Origin of the sequence: Streptomyces sp. BK340, from assembly GCF_007827595.1 — a bacterium.
Classification (GTDB): Bacteria; Actinomycetota; Actinomycetes; order Streptomycetales; family Streptomycetaceae; genus Streptomyces.
Genome location: NZ_VISR01000004.1, coordinates 397,516 through 412,749 on the forward strand (window position 1 = coordinate 397,516; position 15,234 = coordinate 412,749).

General features: G+C 71.7%; 11 protein-coding genes. 5 read left to right on the plus strand and 6 right to left on the minus strand.

Annotated features, from left to right (window positions below):
• Positions 1 to 20 precede the first annotated feature (20 nt).
• From FB157_RS11225 to FB157_RS11235, 3 genes are read left to right on the plus strand one after another with little or no spacing between them, the layout of a single operon-like run.
• The gene (locus FB157_RS11225; protein ID WP_145878474.1) at positions 21 to 1,022 is read left to right on the plus strand and encodes a polyphosphate kinase 2 family protein; all 1,002 of its coding nucleotides are present in this window, start codon (positions 21 to 23) and stop codon (positions 1,020 to 1,022) included.
• A gap of 41 nt (positions 1,023 to 1,063) precedes the next feature.
• Positions 1,064 to 3,781, plus strand: coding sequence for an HAD-IC family P-type ATPase (locus FB157_RS11230; RefSeq protein WP_145878476.1), 2,718 nt, complete (start codon positions 1,064 to 1,066; stop codon positions 3,779 to 3,781).
• A gap of 10 nt (positions 3,782 to 3,791) precedes the next feature.
• Positions 3,792 to 5,531 (plus strand): SulP family inorganic anion transporter, encoded by a 1,740-nt coding sequence (locus tag FB157_RS11235; protein WP_145878478.1) that lies wholly within the window; start codon positions 3,792 to 3,794, stop codon positions 5,529 to 5,531.
• A 2-nt stretch (positions 5,532 to 5,533) separates the two neighbouring features.
• Here FB157_RS11235 and FB157_RS11240 read toward each other — a convergent pair whose 3' ends face one another.
• Positions 5,534 to 6,841, minus strand: coding sequence for a diacylglycerol kinase family protein (locus FB157_RS11240; RefSeq protein ID WP_261386260.1), 1,308 nt, complete (start codon positions 6,839 to 6,841; stop codon positions 5,534 to 5,536).
• 271 nt (positions 6,842 to 7,112) lie between these two features.
• Here FB157_RS11240 and FB157_RS11245 point away from each other — a divergent pair, with 271 nt between their 5' ends.
• Positions 7,113 to 9,155, plus strand: a complete 2,043-nt coding sequence (locus FB157_RS11245) for a restriction endonuclease (RefSeq protein ID WP_145878480.1) — start codon at positions 7,113 to 7,115, stop codon at positions 9,153 to 9,155.
• Between the two features lie 98 nt (positions 9,156 to 9,253).
• On the opposite strand, the gene FB157_RS11250 is transcribed toward FB157_RS11245, so the two are convergent.
• From FB157_RS11250 to FB157_RS11270, 5 genes are all read right to left on the minus strand, one after another.
• Complete coding sequence (locus FB157_RS11250) at positions 9,254 to 9,607, minus strand: DUF805 domain-containing protein (protein WP_145878482.1); 354 nt, start codon at positions 9,605 to 9,607, stop codon at positions 9,254 to 9,256.
• A gap of 118 nt (positions 9,608 to 9,725) precedes the next feature.
• Positions 9,726 to 10,940, minus strand: a complete 1,215-nt coding sequence (locus FB157_RS11255; RefSeq protein WP_145878484.1) for a S9 family peptidase — start codon at positions 10,938 to 10,940, stop codon at positions 9,726 to 9,728.
• An 18-nt stretch (positions 10,941 to 10,958) separates the two neighbouring features.
• The gene (locus FB157_RS11260; RefSeq protein WP_186581451.1) at positions 10,959 to 12,065 is read right to left on the minus strand and encodes a glycosyltransferase; all 1,107 of its coding nucleotides are present in this window, start codon (positions 12,063 to 12,065) and stop codon (positions 10,959 to 10,961) included.
• Between the two features lie 47 nt (positions 12,066 to 12,112).
• Positions 12,113 to 12,955, minus strand: a complete 843-nt coding sequence (locus FB157_RS11265) for a class I SAM-dependent methyltransferase (protein WP_145878489.1) — start codon at positions 12,953 to 12,955, stop codon at positions 12,113 to 12,115.
• 175 nt (positions 12,956 to 13,130) lie between these two features.
• Positions 13,131 to 13,958, minus strand: coding sequence for a hypothetical protein (locus FB157_RS11270; RefSeq protein ID WP_145878492.1), 828 nt, complete (start codon positions 13,956 to 13,958; stop codon positions 13,131 to 13,133).
• 170 nt (positions 13,959 to 14,128) lie between these two features.
• Here FB157_RS11270 and FB157_RS11275 point away from each other — a divergent pair, with 170 nt between their 5' ends.
• Positions 14,129 to 15,220, plus strand: coding sequence for a hypothetical protein (locus FB157_RS11275; protein WP_145878493.1), 1,092 nt, complete (start codon positions 14,129 to 14,131; stop codon positions 15,218 to 15,220).
• The last annotated feature ends 14 nt before the right edge of the window (positions 15,221 to 15,234 follow it).

A 15,234-nucleotide genomic window follows, 5' to 3' on the forward strand; every position in this document is an offset into this window, starting at 1 on the left:
GGGCGGAAGGCGGGCGGACGATGGCCGACGACAGGGCCGAACGCATAGCGGAGTTCATCAGGCCTCTGCGGGTCGAGCCCGGCAGGAAGGTGCAGCTGGCGGACGACTTCGACCCCGGCTACAAGGCGGGCATCCGGAAGAAGAAGGAGGGCGTCGAGCTGCTCCGCGTCGGCGTCGAGCTGCTCGCCGACTACCAGCGGCGGCTGGCGGCCCAGGACACCTATGGAGTGCTGGTGTGCCTGCAGGCGCTGGACGCAGGCGGCAAGGACGGGACGATCCGCCATGTGATGAGCGGCGTCAATCCGCAGGGGGTGCGGGTGTCCAGCTTCAAGGTGCCCTCGGCCGAGGAGCTCGATCACAACTATCTGTGGCGCTACACCTGCCGGCTGCCGGGGCGCGGCGAGATCGGCATCTTCAACCGGTCCCACTACGAGGAGGTCCTGGTCGTACGGGTGCACCCGGAGAACCTCGACCGGCAGCGGCTGCCGGACTCGGTGCGCGGCCCGGACGTGTGGGACCGGCGGTACCGGGAGATCAACGACTGGGAGCGCCATCTGACCGACAACGGGTTCAAGATCGTGAAGCTGTTCCTGAACATGTCGAAGGAGGAGCAGCGGATCCGCTTCCTCAAGCGCATCGACGTTCCCGAGCGCAACTGGAAGTTCTCGCCCGCCGACGTGCGGGAGCGGGCCCGGTGGGACGACTACCAGCGCGCCTTCTCGCAGATGCTGTCCGCCACCAGCACGGAATGGGCGCCCTGGTACGTCGTACCTGCCGATCGCAAGTGGTTCGCGCGTGTCTGCGCGGCCGCGGTGGTGGCGCACACACTGATCGAGATCGATCCCCAGTACCCGCAGGTCAGTGACGAGACCCGGCGCGGGCTGGCCGAGGTGAGGCGGGAGCTGGAACGTGAGGCGCCCAAGGGCGCGGCCCCCGACCCGTACGCCGCATCGGTTTCCGAAGGCGAATCCGGCAACGGGAAGCGCGGCAGGAAGGGCAAGCACTCCGGCGGGAGCGGCTGACGGGTACGGCCGACGGGAACGGCTGAGAGGAGGCGCGCGCCATGACCGCGCAGACGGACGCCCCGCACGAGGGGACGACGGACGACCGGGCCTGGTACGCGCGCTCCGCGGAGGAGGTCGCCGCCGGGTTCGAGGTGGATCCGGCCGTGGGACTCTCCTCGGCGAGGGCCGCGGAGCTGCTGCGCACGAACGGCCCCAACGCGCTGCCGGAGGAGAAGGCCCTGCCGGGCTGGCGCCGCTACCTGGCCCAGTACCGCAGCTACATGCAGCTGGTCCTGGTCGCCGCCGCCGTGGTGTCGTTCCTGATCGCGCAGTGGAGCACGGGCATCCTGCTGGTCGTGCTGACGGTCCTCAACGCGGTCGTCGGCATGCGGCAGGAGGGCAAGGCGGAGAGCGCCATGAACGCGCTCAAGTCGATGCTGAAGGCGACCGCTCGCGTGCGCCGGGACGGGACCGAGTCCGAGATCCCGGCCGAGGAAGTGGTCGTCGGCGACGTCGTCCTCCTCACCGCCGGGAACGAGGTCCCCGCCGACGGCCGGATCATCGCGACCAGCGCCCTGCAGATCGACGAGTCGGCGCTGACGGGCGAGAGCGTGCCCGCCGCCAAGGACGCGGCGACCCTGGCCGACGGCGACCTGGGCCCCGGGGACCGGACCAACATGGCGTTCATGAACACGCCGGTCACGCACGGCAGCGCGACGCTGATCGTCACGGCCACGGGCGCCGGCACCGAACTCGGCCGCATCTCCGGGATGCTGTCGGCGACGCCCCGCGAGGCCTCCCCACTGGACCTGGAGCTCAACCGGCTCACCCTGTGGATCACGGGGGCGGCCGGACTGACGATGATCGTGATGTTCGTCCTGGGACGCAGCCGCGGCCAGGCGTGGGACGCGCTGTTCGTGAGCGCCGTCTCGCTGGCCATCGCCGCCATCCCGGAGGCCCTGCCCACGGTGACCCAGACGATCCTGTCGATCGGCGGGGTGGACCTGGCCCGGCGCCAGGCGATCGTGAAGGACCTGCCGTCGGTGCAGTCGCTGGGGTTCACCTCGGCGATCAACTCCGACAAGACCGGCACGCTCACCATGAACCAGATGACCGTCGTGGAGGTCATCGATCCCGGCGACCGCTACACCGTCTCCGGCACCGGTTACGGCCTGGAGGGCAAGGTCCATCACGCCGTCGGCAGCACGCCCGGCATCGAGGACGCGATCCTGCCCTACGTGGTCGCCAGCGACGCGGGGCTCGTGGACGGCAAGGTCGTCGGCGACCCCACCGAGGGCGCCCTGCTGGTGCTCGGCCACAAAGCCGGGCTGGACATCGACGCCACCCGGGAGCGGCTGCCCCGGCTGGCCACGCTGCCGTTCGACCCGTCGTACAAGCTGATGGCCACCTTCCACCCGGCCACGGACGCGGCCGGCCGGCCGGTCGTGCGGTGCTTCGTGAAGGGGGCGGCGCCCGCGGTCATGGCCCGGGCCGCCACCGCGCTGCGCGACGGTACGACCGTCCCCTGGGACGCGGAGCTGCGCGAGCGGGCCCAGACACACGTCCGGCGCATGGGCGGCGAGGGCCTGCGGGTGATGGCCGCCGCGCGCCGCGACCTCGACCCGGCCGCCTTCGATCCGGACGGGGACCTGCTCGCCCACGTCACCGACCTGCAGATGACGAGCCTGGTCGGCATGGTCGACCCGCCCCGCCCGGAGTCGCGGGCCGCCGTTGCCGACGCGCAGGCCGCGCACATCCGGGTGCGGATGGTGACCGGCGACGACGTCGTCACGGGCGCCGCCATCGCCCGGCAGCTGGGCATCGAGGGCGAGGCGCTCCTCGGCGCCGAGTTCGCCGCGCTGCCGGAGAGCGAACGGCTCGCCCGGATCGACGACATCGGGGTGGTCGGCCGCGTCGCCCCCGAACACAAGGTGCTGCTCGCCGACACGCTCAAGAAGAAGGGCGACGTGGTGGCCATGACCGGGGACGGCGTCAACGACGCCCCGGCCATCAAGGCGGCCGACATCGGCATCGCCATGGGCTCCGGCACCGAGGTCGCCAAGAACGCCGGGCGGATGGTGCTGTCCGACGACAACTTCGCGACGATCGTCTTCGCCGTCGAGCAGGGCCGCAAGATCTACGACAACCTCACGAAGTACATCCGCTTCGTCCTCGTGCTCCTCGTGGTGTTCGTCCTGACCTTCCTCGGCGCGACCCTGTTCGACATCGCGGCGGGCGAACCCTTCACCCCGGCCCAGGTGCTGTGGATCCACTTCTTCGTCAACGCGGCCTTCGGCTTCGCGCTCGGCTTCGACCGGCAGAGCCCGGGACTGATGGAGCGCAGACCGCGTCCACGCGGTGAACCCGTGCTGACCAGGGGAGTGATGGTCACGGTCGGGCTGTCCGGGCTGGTGATCACCATCAGTCTGCTCGCCCTGATCAAGCTCGGCGAGTCGCACTACGGCAGCACCGCCGTCGGCCAGTCCATCGCCTTCACGTCCTTCGCGCTCTGCCTGATCGTGGCCGCGCTCGAATGCCGCAGCGAGACGGCGACCGTCCTGACCACCGCCAGCTTCGACAGCAAGCAGATGAACTGGGCGATGCTCGTGGAGTTCGCCCTCGCGGTGCTGGTCACGCAGATGGACGGGCTCCGCCGGCTGCTGGGCACGACACAGATCAACGTGCGGCAGTTCGGCTGGGCGCTGGTGCCGGCGCTGGTGCTGCTCGGGCTGTGGGAGCTCGGCAAGCTCGTCGCCAGGCGGGCCGCAAGGACGTGAGAGGCCGTAGATGGCGACCCGGCACGTCACCGCACGAACAGTGTCCCGGCTGCGGGCCGTTCCCGGAGTCCGCGCCGTGTCGTCCTACCGGCGCGAGTGGCTGGCCAGGGACCTGGTCGCCGGAGTCGTCCTGACGACACTGCTGGTGCCGCAGGGCATGGCGTACGCCGAACTCGCGGGCCTGCCGCCGATCACCGGCCTGTACACGTCGATCCTGTGCCTGCTCGGCTACGCGGTCTGCGGACCGTCCCGGATCCTGGTGCTGGGCCCGGACTCCTCGCTCGGCCCGATGATCGCCGCCACCGTGCTCCCGCTGGCCGGGGCGGGCGGGAACCCCGCACGGGCCGTCGCCCTGGCCTCGATGCTCGCCCTGATGGTCGCGCTCGTGATGATCCTGGCCTCGGTGGCCGGGCTCGGCTTCGTCGCCGACCTGATCTCCAAGCCCACGATGATCGGCTACATGAACGGGCTGGCCCTGACCATCCTGATCGGACAGCTGCCCAAGCTGCTCGGCTTCAAGGTCGAGGCCGACACCCTGATCGGGGAGTGCGTCGGCCTGGTGGAGAAGCTGGCCGCCGGTGCGGTCGTGCCGGCCGCGGCCGCGGTGGGCATCGGCGGGGTCGTGCTGCTGCTGGTGCTGCAGCGCCGGCTGCCGAAGGTGCCCGCGGTGCTGGTGATGGTGGTGCTGGCGATCGGCGCCGCCGCCGTGTTCGAGCTGGGCGAGCACGGGGTCGGCCTGGTCGGGGTGCTGCCGAAGGGCTTCCCGCCGTTCACCGTGCCCGACGTCCGGCTCGACGACCTCGGGCCGCTGTCCGCGGGCGCCCTGGGCATCGCCGTGGTCTCCCTGGCCGACACCATCTCCAACGCGTCGGCCTTCGCGGCCCGCACCGGACAGGAGGTCCGGGGCAACCAGGAGATGGCCGGGATCGGGGCCGCCAACCTGGCCGCGGGCTTCTTCCAGGGCTTCCCGGTGAGCACGAGCGGCTCGCGCACGGCGGTGGCGGAACGGGCGGGCGCGCGGACCCAGTTGACCGGGGTCGTCGGCGCGGCCCTGATCGTCCTCATGCTCCTGCTGGTCCCGGGGCTGTTCCGGAACCTGCCCCAGCCCGCCCTGGCCGCCGTGGTCATCGTCGCGTCCCTCTCCCTGGCCGACCTGCCGGGGACCGTACGGCTGTGGCGGCAGCGCCGCGTCGAGTTCCTGCTGTCGCTCGCGGCCTTCTTCGGTGTCGCGTTCCTCGGGGTGCTGCCCGGGATCGCGATCGCGGTCGCCCTGTCCGTCCTCAACGTCTTCCGGCGTGCCTGGTGGCCCTACGACGCCGTGCTGGGCCGGGTGCCCGGACTGGAGGGCTTCCACGACATCCGCTCCCACCCCGGCGCGCAGCGGCTGCCCGGCCTGGTGATCTACCGGTTCGACGCGCCGCTCTTCTTCGCCAACGCCAGGACCTTCCGCGACCAGGTCCGCCGGCTCGCCCGCGGGGACCCGCCGCCGAGCTGGATCGTGGTCGCGGCCGAGCCGATGACCGACGTGGACACCACCGCCGCCGACGTCCTGGAGGACCTGGACGAGGCTCTCAACGCCGAGCACATCCATCTGGTGTTCGCCGAGCTCAAGGACCCGGTGCGGCGGAAGATCGAACGCTACGGGCTCACCCGCACCATCGACCCGGACCACTTCTTCCCCACGGTCGAGGCCGCCGTCGCCGCCTACCGTCTGCGCACCGGCGCCCAGTGGACCACCGGCGCCGGGTGATCTCACCTGCCCAGCGCCAGCCGCGCCACCCGTGGCCAGTCGGCGGCCGGGCGGGCGACCGGTGAACCGGGACGGCGGCGCGGCACGCGGACGCGCAGGGCCCCGGCGTCGATCCGGCACACGACGGGTACGGGCAGCACGACGTGCTCCCCGTCGATACCGGCCGGGACGGTGGGCGTGTCCGCCTCGACGACGACCTCCCGCGCGGTCAGCCGGGTCAGCCCCGGCGAGCGCGGACCGCGCAGCAGCCGGGCCGCCTGCACGGTGCTGCCCACACGCACGCACAGCACGCCGAGCCGTCCGGAGTTCAGGCAGACCCTGCGCCCCGGGCGGTCGACGTCCACGGCACGCCGGTAGGGGTTGTTGCTGACGAGCAGTGCCTGCAGGCCCGAGGCCCGCGACCGGCCGGCCCGCATCCGCAGCCGGGGGGCCCTGTCACCGGTGAGGAGATCGGGCAGCTCCCGCAGGGCCGTGCGGACCTTCTGGTCCCGGTAGGCGGGATTGGCCACCACGACCGCGTACGTGCCGAAGGAGACGTTGTTGACGAACACCCGGTCGGCGGCGAACCCGAGGTCGACGCGGAACTCGTCGGCGTCGGTCAGTGCCGCCAGGGCGGCCGCGGGATCTTCCCGGTCCAGGCCGAGGTCCAGGGCGAAGTGGTTGCGGGTGCCGGCCGGGATCACGACGAAGGGCAGTCCGTGCCGGGCCGCGACCTCGGCGACCAGGGCCTGTGTGCCGTCCCCGCCGGCCACCCCCAGCAGGTCGGCGCCGTCCGCCACCGCCCGCCGGGCCAGCTCCGCCACGTCCTGGTGGTGCGCCGGGTCCAGCAGGAACACCTCGGCGCCCGCCGCCCGTGCCCGCTCCGCCAGGTGGCAGCGGGCCACCTTGCCGCCGCCGGAGTTCGGGTTCATCAGGACCCACGGGTGGCGCGGCGGCTCGACGGGGCCCCGGTCACGGTGGCGCGGGGAAGCGCCCGCGGGCGTCAGTGCCATCCGCGCGGCCACCACAGCCAGCACCCACAGGCCCAGCGACAGGCAGGCCGCCCACAGCAGGTCGTGCGTGGCGTACAGCGCGAGGACCGTCAGGGGCGCGGCCACCGACAGCAGCGTCCCCACGGCCCGGACGACTCCGGTGTGCGCGAGGGCCCACCACACCCCGGCCGCGGTGAGCACCAGCCCCGCGACCCCGACCAGCACCCACAGCACGCTCTTCAGTCCGGCGACGACCAGCGGCACCGCCACGCTGCCCAGCAGGGCGAGCAGCGCCGCACGGGCCCAGCGGGCGGGAGCCGGGCCGGAAACCGATCTCACGGTGCTCGTGGCACACCTCGGGAGGATTCGCAGGAGCCGTCATCCCGTCCACCTTGGACACAACGGCCGCCGGCCGGCTTCACCCGACGCGGGTGAACACAACCACCGAGGCGACCGGCCGCGGGGTCACGCCGGGCGCCCGGCGGAGGCATTTTGCACGTCGCATGTGCGCGACGGCACATGCCGGATAAAGTCGTCCGGTTACGACCGGTTGTGGGGGTGACCGGAGTTCGGTCGGCCATGCCGACGTCCTGGGGAGGGCATACAGCGGATGAGTCGTCGCTCTGCTGGTTTGGTGGGGGTCTGGGCCGAAGTGCAGCGGCAGCAGCAGCGCCAGAGAGAGGCCGAGGCCCGGCAGCGCAGGGAGCAGGAGCGCCAGGCGCGGGCCCGTCAGCGGCAGCTCGCCCAGAACCACCGTGAGTACCGACAGGCCGAGGCGGGGCGCCGCACGGCCGAGCTGGACGCCCAGGTGGCCTCCTTGCAGGGGCTGTTGGCCGCCGGGTGCCGCGCCCCTGCCTTCCGGGCGGCGGGGCTGCTGCGCTCCGAGGAGGTCCAGCCGTTCGATCCGGGCCCCCTCGGCTGGCCGGGGCGCATGCCGGATCCGGCGCAGTACCAGCCGCAGGGAGGCTGGACCGCGAACCGGCGCGCGCAGGCCGAGGCCGAGGCCCGGGCCAGGTTCGAGCACGACTGGCATGCCGCCCAGGCCGCCGAGGCACAGCGGCAGCGGCAACTCGCCGCCTGCCGGCACGAGTACGAGCAGCGGACCGGCGCCCAGCTGTCGGAGGTCCGCCGGCACAACGCCCAAGTCGCCGAGCTGACCGAGGGCGTCAGGCGCGGCGACCCCGAGGCGGTGGTCGAGTACTTCTCGGCCGTCCTGTACTCGTCCACCACCTGGCCCGAGGGGTTTCCGCGGCAGGTCTGCGCCGCGTACGACGCGCCGGCCCGGCAGCTGGTGCTGGACTGGGAGCTGCCCGGCTACGGCGTCGTTCCCGAGACGAAGTCGGTGCGGTACATGCCCACGCTGGACCAGGAGAAGGAGACCCCGCGTCCCGTGGGGCAGCGCCGCGCGCTGTACCGGGAGGTGCTGGCGCAGTCCGTGCTGCTCGTGGCCCACCAGCTTTTCGCGGCGGACGAGTCCGGGGCCTTGGAGTCGGTGGTGCTGAACGGGGTCGTGGACGACCACGACCCGGCCACGGGACGCCAGGCGCTCATCTGTCTGGCCACGGTCATGGCTCCGAGGGGCACGTTCACCGGTCTCCACCTGGCGCAGGTGGATCCGGTCAGCTGCCTGACCGAGGCGCTGCGGGGACAGCTCTCGGCCCGGCCGGACCAACTCGCCGCGGTACGGCCGAGCCGTCGGCCCCAGGACGTCCGGGACCGTCCGGTCACTCGCGGGGGCGAGGAGGAACCGGATCTGTACGACATGGACCCGATCGCCTTCGAGTCCCTGGTCGCCGACCTGTTCCGGGCCATGGGCATGGAGGCGGTGACGACCGAGCGCTCGAACGACGGCGGGGTGGACGTCGACGCGGTGGATCCGGCGCCGATCCGCGGGGGCAAGATCGTCGTGCAGGTGAAGCGCTACCGCAACACGGTGCCGCCCACGGCGGTGCGCGACCTGTACGGGACGGTGCAGGACGTCGGCGCGAACAAGGGTGTGCTGGTCACGACGTCGGGCTTCGGGCCCGGCTCGCGCACCTTCGCCCAGGGCAAGCCTCTCGAGCTGATCTCCGGCACCGAACTCGTCGACCTGCTGCACCGGCACGGGCTCCGCGGCCGCCTGGGGGAGCGGGGCCGGCCTGCTTCGAGGCCCGGGCCGGCGGCCCGCGAGGACTACAACGTGCTGGGGATGTCCTGGTCCGGTGACGTGGTGCTGGACGTCTGCGCGCTGGTCTGCGCGGGCACCAGAGTGCTGAGCGACGACCACTTCGTCTTCTTCAACAACCGGGCCACACCCGACGGTTCGGTACGCGCGGTGCCGCCCACGGCGCCGGACCGGGCTGCCCTGAGGGTGGCGTTCGACGCGCTGCCGGATCGCGCGGACCGTCTGGTGCTGGTGGCCGCGGTCGACCCGGAGGCCGACCCGCACGCGGATCTGTCCGGGTTCACCGGCGCCGGTATCCGGTTGCTGGACTCCTCGATGACGGAGCTGGGACGGCTCGAAGTCTCGGACGGCCGGCCCCAGGAAACCGCCCTGGTGCTCGGCTCCTTCCGGCGCCGCACCGGCGGCGACTGGGACTTCGTCGTCGGCGGCCGCGGATATCCGGGCGGTCTGGCGCAGCTCGTGCGCGATCACGGTATCGACGTCGAGTAAGCCGGGCGGACCGACCAGTTCGAGCAGGACGCGAGCGGCCCGGCCGTAACGGGAAAGGCCCGCCGGAGAACTCCGGCGGGCCTTTCGCTGACGTCGGCTCAGTGGGCCGGGGCGTACTTCGGGTTGGGGCCGTACTGGTTCGGCTCCGCCTTGCCCTCGGAGGCGAGGAAGACGATCAGGATGATCGTGCCCACCAGCGGGATCAGGGAGATGAAGATCCACCAGCCGGAGCGGCCCGTGTCGTGCAGGCGGCGGATCGTGACACCGAGGCCGGGGAGCAGGACGGCGAGGGTGTAGATGAGGCTGATGACGTTCGAGCCGATGGCGCGGTCGACGACCGTCAGCACGATGCTGATGATCAGGTTGAACAGGAAGAACATCCAGTATTCCTGCCGCCGCGCACGGCCGCTGAACACCGCGTACTTCTTGAGTACGTCCACATACCAGTGCATTCTCGTCCCCCCCTGGGATTCGCTTGATTGCTCCCCCATCGAATCAGTCAGGGTGACCGGAAACCATAGTTTTGGCGTGCGCGGGTCAATGTGTTACCCGGCCGCTGCCGTTCGGTGATCAGACCCCGACGTCGGCGGCGAGACGGGCGTCCAGCCAGTCGAAGACGCGCTGTTCGAACAGAGCGCGGCCCAGCGGCTCGCAGTGCCGGTGCGCCCCTTCCGCCTCGGTGAAGCGGACCAGGTGTTTCGGGCCGGTCAGGGCCTCGTACAACTCCCTCGAAGCACCGGGCCAGAAGTGCTCGCCGTCCGGGTCGGTGATCAGCAGCGGGGTGGTGATCCGGTCGACGACCGGCATGACGTCGTACCGGGAGACCTCGGCGAGGAGGTCGTACGGGGAGTCGATGCCGTACGGCTTGGCCCGCCGGCGCCAGGTCGCTGCGAGTGCCCGGTCCTGGGCGAGGGCGCTCTCGACGACGCGGTCGAAGGCGGCACGGTCACCGGACTCCCACAGACCGCGCAGACCGGGGCCGAGGTTGTGCCACCAGCTGTCCACCACGCGGGTCACCCCCGGGTCGGCGACCGCGGCCGCGATCCGGCGCTCGAAGGCGAGCGCGCGCGGGACCCAGTAGCCGGCCTGGCTGACGCCGGCCAGCACGATCCGGCGGGGGTCCACATCGGGCCGGGAGAGGAGGAAGTCCACCACCGGGGTGATGACGTTCTCCCAGTCCGGCCGGAAGGTCACGCCCCGTTCGAAGAGCATCGACTGCTGGCCCGGGCCGTCGAAGAGCAGTACGCGGTACCCGCGGGCCACCGCCGGTGCGCCGAGCAACGTCCAGGCGGCGCTGAGCGGGCCGTCGCTGCCGTTGTTGACGATCAGTGCGGGGAGGGGGCCGCAGGCGCCGGGCGGGCTGACGAGGTAGCCGGGCAGGGACGTGTTCTCGTACGGGACGGTGACCGGCTCGGCGGGCGGGTCCCAGGACGTCAGGAAGCGGTGCAGGCAGGCGCGGTGCTCCGGGAACACCTCGGCCAGCCGTCGGTCGGGATCGGCGACCGCGTCGACGCCCACGAGGGCGGTGCCGAAGTAACCGGCGGCGCGCAGCAGGGCGTCCCGGGCGCTCACCGTCCGTCCCGCGGCCGCGCTGCGACCGGCCTGCTCCCGCACTCCGCGGGCCAGTTCGACCCAGGCGGTGAACCAGGCCTCGCCGTCACCGTCCGCCACGGCGGAAGCGGTCGCCAGCACCTCCCCCACGTCGGCACCCTGCCGCCAGGCCGCGCCCAGGGCGAGCAGGATCTCGTAGTCGAACTGGTCGTTCTCGCTGAAGCGGTAGGTCATGGCGGCTCCCGGCACCGTTCAGGCGCCGACGAGGGACCTCGACCCCGCCGCGGCGCCCAGGCGCAGCCTGGCCAGGGCGGAGTCCCTGTTCGCGACGACCCGTTCGCGATGGGTGTCGGGTACCTTGCCGCCGTCGAGCAGCCTCTCGCAGCACTCCAGGCTCTCGCGGTACTCACCCATCCAGTACGACGCGACCGCGAGCTCGTTCAACGCCCGCCACTCGTACCAGTGGTGCTCCACGAACAGGGTGTCCGACGGTTGCGGGATCTCTGCCGCGCGCTTCGCGAACAGGTACGCGAGCGGCCAGCGCTCCCCGTGCACACGGCACAGGTAGGCCAGCTCGGCGAGCGGCTCGGCGCGGGTGGGACGGTACTCGTGCGCGTCCAGGAAACGGGCGATCACCTCGGGCATCCGGCGCTTGAGCAGTACCGCCGTACGGGCGGCGTACAGGCGGGCGCAGAAGGTCTCCTCGACGAAGCCGCTCATCACCGCCCGCCGGTCGTAGGCGGCCAGTGCCTTCCCGTGTTCGTCGGCGTCGCGCCAGCTCTGGGCGAGGTAGAAGGCGTACCGGGCGTTGTCCGGCTCCTTGGTGAGGGCTTCTTTGAGGATCGCGGCGTCGCGGAGGTACTTCTTGCGCCGGCTTCCCCGCAGGCGTCCGCCACCGCCCATGATGACCATGCGCGCGCCGGCGAAGGTCGCCCGGTCGAAGGACGTGTCGCACTCCAGGTACTCGTGCAGCACACCTACGTACCGCCACGGGAGGCGCGTCGACACCAGGGTCGGGCGCCAGTGGACGACGGAACCGTGACGGATCTCGAAGTCGTAGCAGTCATGGTCCAGTTCCGGCATCGAGAAACCGGGCGCGATCTCCAGCGCGTCGTCGGCGTCGATGAACAGCAGGTAGTCGGCGCGCTCCCGGGCCAGTTGGATCGCCTCGGTGCGGCTCAGGTCGAAGCCCTTCCAGGGGCTCTCGTACAGCGCGCCGGGCAGGTCGGCCAGGGTTTCGCGGATGACGTCCTGGGTACCGTCGGTCGAGCCGGTGTCGAGGATCACCCAGGTGTCGATGAGGGGGCGCACGGATTCGATGCAGCGCCGGATCACATGTGCCTCATCCTTGACGATCATGTTGAGGCAGACCGTTTTCATGGCTGTTCTTGTTTCTTTTCTGTGATTCAGGCGTCGACTCGGCGTGCGATCACTTCCATGCAGACGCGGTAGCGCTCGCTGATCGTGTAGTGGACGGGCTCGAAGCCCTGCTCGGTCAGGAGCGCGTAGAGACGGCGGCGGCTGAAATTGTGGAAGTGCTCGAGTTCGCCCCAGTAGGGATTGGCGTCGGCGGCGTCCAACAGCCGCCAGGCGGCGCAGTCGTAGTTGGGCATCGACGCGAAGAGCACGCCGTCCGGCCGCAGCAGGCGGTGCGCGGCGGCCAGGCCGGCGCGCGGATACGGCGTGTGCTCGAGTACGTCCGCCATGCTGATGACCGCGAACCGCCCGGGCTCGTCGAGGTCCGTGACATCCGTGCAACGCGCCTCGAAGCCAAGGCGTCGCAAACCCTCGACGCTCGAACGCCGGAGGTCGAGGCCCATCGGCTCGAAGCCCCATTCCTCGGCGGTGAACAGGAGCGAGCCGTTTCCGAATCCGACGTCGAGCCAGGTGCCGTCCGCCACGTGACGGGCGACGCGCTCCACGATGCGCGCCGACACGGCCCGGCTCTGTTCGAACCCCGCGCCCGGCTGCTGGTGCCCGTTGGTCGAGGAGAAGATCACCGACGCCGCCTCGGGCGTGAAGTAGCCGTCGGTGAAGACGTGTTCACAGTCGGCGCAGCGCATCCAGGTCATCGTGGGATCGATGACCGACCGGTACAGCGGATGGCGCGAGCAGTCGCCGGTCCGCAGCGTGGACAGGACACGGCCCAGGCAGAGCGGACAGGCGTCGTACGGCAGGCGCCCCTTGGGCGGGACGCGCGTGGCCGCGGCAACGGACGCGTCGGCCACGACTGCGGAGTCGGCGGTCATGCGAGCAAGCTACTCGCGGCCCTCGCCGATGCCGGGGTGGCGCGGCGAATCCGGTCCCACGGTCGGCCCAAGCGCGAGGGGTGTCGGCAGAGCCCGGACGGACCCTGCGGACACCCCTCGCACCGGGTGCCGGTCGGCCGGACTCAGGGGGTCCGGGTGGGGTACGGCAGGTCGGCTACGGCGTTCCGTCGTTGACCGCGCCGGGACTGGGCTGATGGATCACGAAGGTCCAGGGGTTGTTGCAGGTGAGGGTGGCCGGATGCTGGTTGTTGTTCTCCGTGCAGGTGGTCTCGAAGACCAGCCCCGTGGTGGTGATGACGTCGATGTTGATGCCTTTGTTCTCGCCCTGGGCGTGCGCGTTGATGGAGACGCCACAGGCGAAGCCGGTCGCGGCGGTGCTGGGGTAACCCGTGAGCCCGCTGAGGTCGGTCCACCGCAGGGTGTGGTCCGTTTCCTGGCCCCGGTTGTCCCGGATGCCCGCGTACGTCCTCGGTGCGCCGGTCGCACCGGTGGCGATCGCGGCGCGGAGCTCGAAGTCGGCCGAGTCCTGTTGTGCGTCGATGTCGGTGCACGGGCCGGGAGCACCGGTGGCGCCGGTGTCGCCCTTCGGGCCGGGCGGACCCGTGGGGCCGGTCGGACCGGTGGGGCCGGTCGGGCCCGTCGCGCCCCGGCACTCGTCCTTGCCGCCGTTGCCGCCCTTGGCCCAGGACGCCTTCAAGCCGGACTTCGGCTTGCCGGGCTTCTCCGGCTCGCCCTTGCATTCGTCGTGGTCGCCGCTGTAGCGGCCCATCCAGTAGTCACCGGCATTGCGGCTCATCCGGCTCTCGGCGGGCTGACGCCCCGCCAGAGCCGCGTGACCCGACACGTTCTTCGCCGCGGCGACGGCGGGGCTCACCACGCCGGCCGCCATGACCAGCGTGAGCGAGGCCACCATCCCGGCCTTCTTGAACCTGTCTCGCGCCAGGGGCCCGAGTAGTGAGGACGTCCTGTACTCAGGACTCATCAACGTGCTCCTTGCCTCGTCCGGTCCGGGAGGCTTCCCGAACCCGAATGCGAGGTTGACCCGTGCGGGCCCGGACCGGGCGTACGGCACGTCGGAACTCATGTGTTTATCCGTGGATCGGACTAACAGATGACTGCATCCGTAGGGGCTGCCCAGGCGTCTACCTCGGTATGGATCTCCAGAAGTCCCCGCCCGAGCCGCAGTACCCCGAGGGATGCCTCGCCGTCGCGATCCGCCTTCCCGTGCGCATCGTCGTGCTCGTGCTGGTGCTTCCCGTGCGCATGGTGTGGGACGCGCTGGTGGTCTGCGGCCGGTTCCTCACCGACACAGTGCTGCGTCCGGTGGGGCGCGCGCTGCTGTGGGTCGGCCGGGCGGTCTTCGTGTGGCCGTGGGTGGCGCTGTGGCGCTACGTCCTCGTGCCCGTCGGGACGGCGCTCGGATGGCTCGGGCACGTCCTCGTCGTCGTACCGCTGCGGTGGCTGTACACCTATGTGCTGACCCCGGTCGGGCGCGCCTTCGCCTGGGCCGCGCGGGGGATCGGGGCCGGCCTGGAGTGGCTGAACGCGCGTGTGCTCGCGCCGGTGGGCCGGGGTGTCCTCCGGCTGCTGAAGGGAGCGGGCTTCCTGCTCGGCGCGCTCGGGGCGGGTGTGTTCGCCGCCGTGGCCTGGCTGGTGCGGTACCTGCTCGTCGTCCCCGCGCAGTGGCTGTACGAGTGGGTCCTCGCCCCGGTCGGGCGGGCGCTGGCATGGGTCGCCGGCGCCGTGGTCACCGCGATCGGCGCGGTCCTGTACTGGACCACCCGCGTCCTGGTCGTCCTGCCCGCCCTCGCCCTGTGGCGCTGGGTCCTCGCACCCGTCGGCCGATTCCTCGCCGTCGTCGTGCGCGAGGTGGGGAAGGCGCTCGGGCACGCCTGGCGGATCGCGGGGCGGATCTCGCGCGTCGTCGGCAGGGCCCTCGCGACCCTCTTCCGGTGGATCTTCGTGGAGCCGCTGCGCTGGGTGTACCGCACGGTCCTGACCCCCGTCGGGCACGTCGTGCGGGACTTCGTCCTGCGGCCCGTCGCCGAGGCCGCGCGCGTGGTGGGGCGGACCGCGCGGCAGGCGCTGACCGCCGCCCGCGACACCGTGCGGCAGGCCCGCGCGGACCTGAGGCGGATGGTCCTCGGCGAGCCCCGGCAGCCGGTCCCGGTCGACCGGCGGGAACCCACGGGACCCGGGACACGTACTCTTGGTAGCAGTACGACCGCTCTCACGAAGGACTAGGACACTGGGCAAGC

Excerpts from the sequence above, each read along its gene's own strand:
- FB157_RS11225 (WP_145878474.1), top strand. The coding sequence starts at position 21 with ATGGCCGACGACAGGGCCGAACGCATAGCGGAGTTCATCAGGCCTCTG.
- FB157_RS11230 (WP_145878476.1), top strand. The coding sequence starts at position 1,064 with ATGACCGCGCAGACGGACGCCCCGCACGAGGGGACGACGGACGACCGG.
- FB157_RS11235 (WP_145878478.1), top strand. The coding sequence starts at position 3,792 with ATGGCGACCCGGCACGTCACCGCACGAACAGTGTCCCGGCTGCGGGCC.
- FB157_RS11245 (WP_145878480.1), top strand. The coding sequence starts at position 7,113 with ATGAGTCGTCGCTCTGCTGGTTTGGTGGGGGTCTGGGCCGAAGTGCAG.
- FB157_RS11250 (WP_145878482.1), bottom strand. The coding sequence starts at position 9,607 with ATGCACTGGTATGTGGACGTACTCAAGAAGTACGCGGTGTTCAGCGGC.
- FB157_RS11255 (WP_145878484.1), bottom strand. The coding sequence starts at position 10,940 with ATGACCTACCGCTTCAGCGAGAACGACCAGTTCGACTACGAGATCCTG.
- FB157_RS11260 (WP_186581451.1), bottom strand. The coding sequence starts at position 12,065 with ATGATCGTCAAGGATGAGGCACATGTGATCCGGCGCTGCATCGAATCC.
- FB157_RS11265 (WP_145878489.1), bottom strand. The coding sequence starts at position 12,955 with ATGACCGCCGACTCCGCAGTCGTGGCCGACGCGTCCGTTGCCGCGGCC.
- FB157_RS11270 (WP_145878492.1), bottom strand. The coding sequence starts at position 13,958 with ATGAGTCCTGAGTACAGGACGTCCTCACTACTCGGGCCCCTGGCGCGA.
- FB157_RS11275 (WP_145878493.1), top strand. The coding sequence starts at position 14,129 with ATGGATCTCCAGAAGTCCCCGCCCGAGCCGCAGTACCCCGAGGGATGC.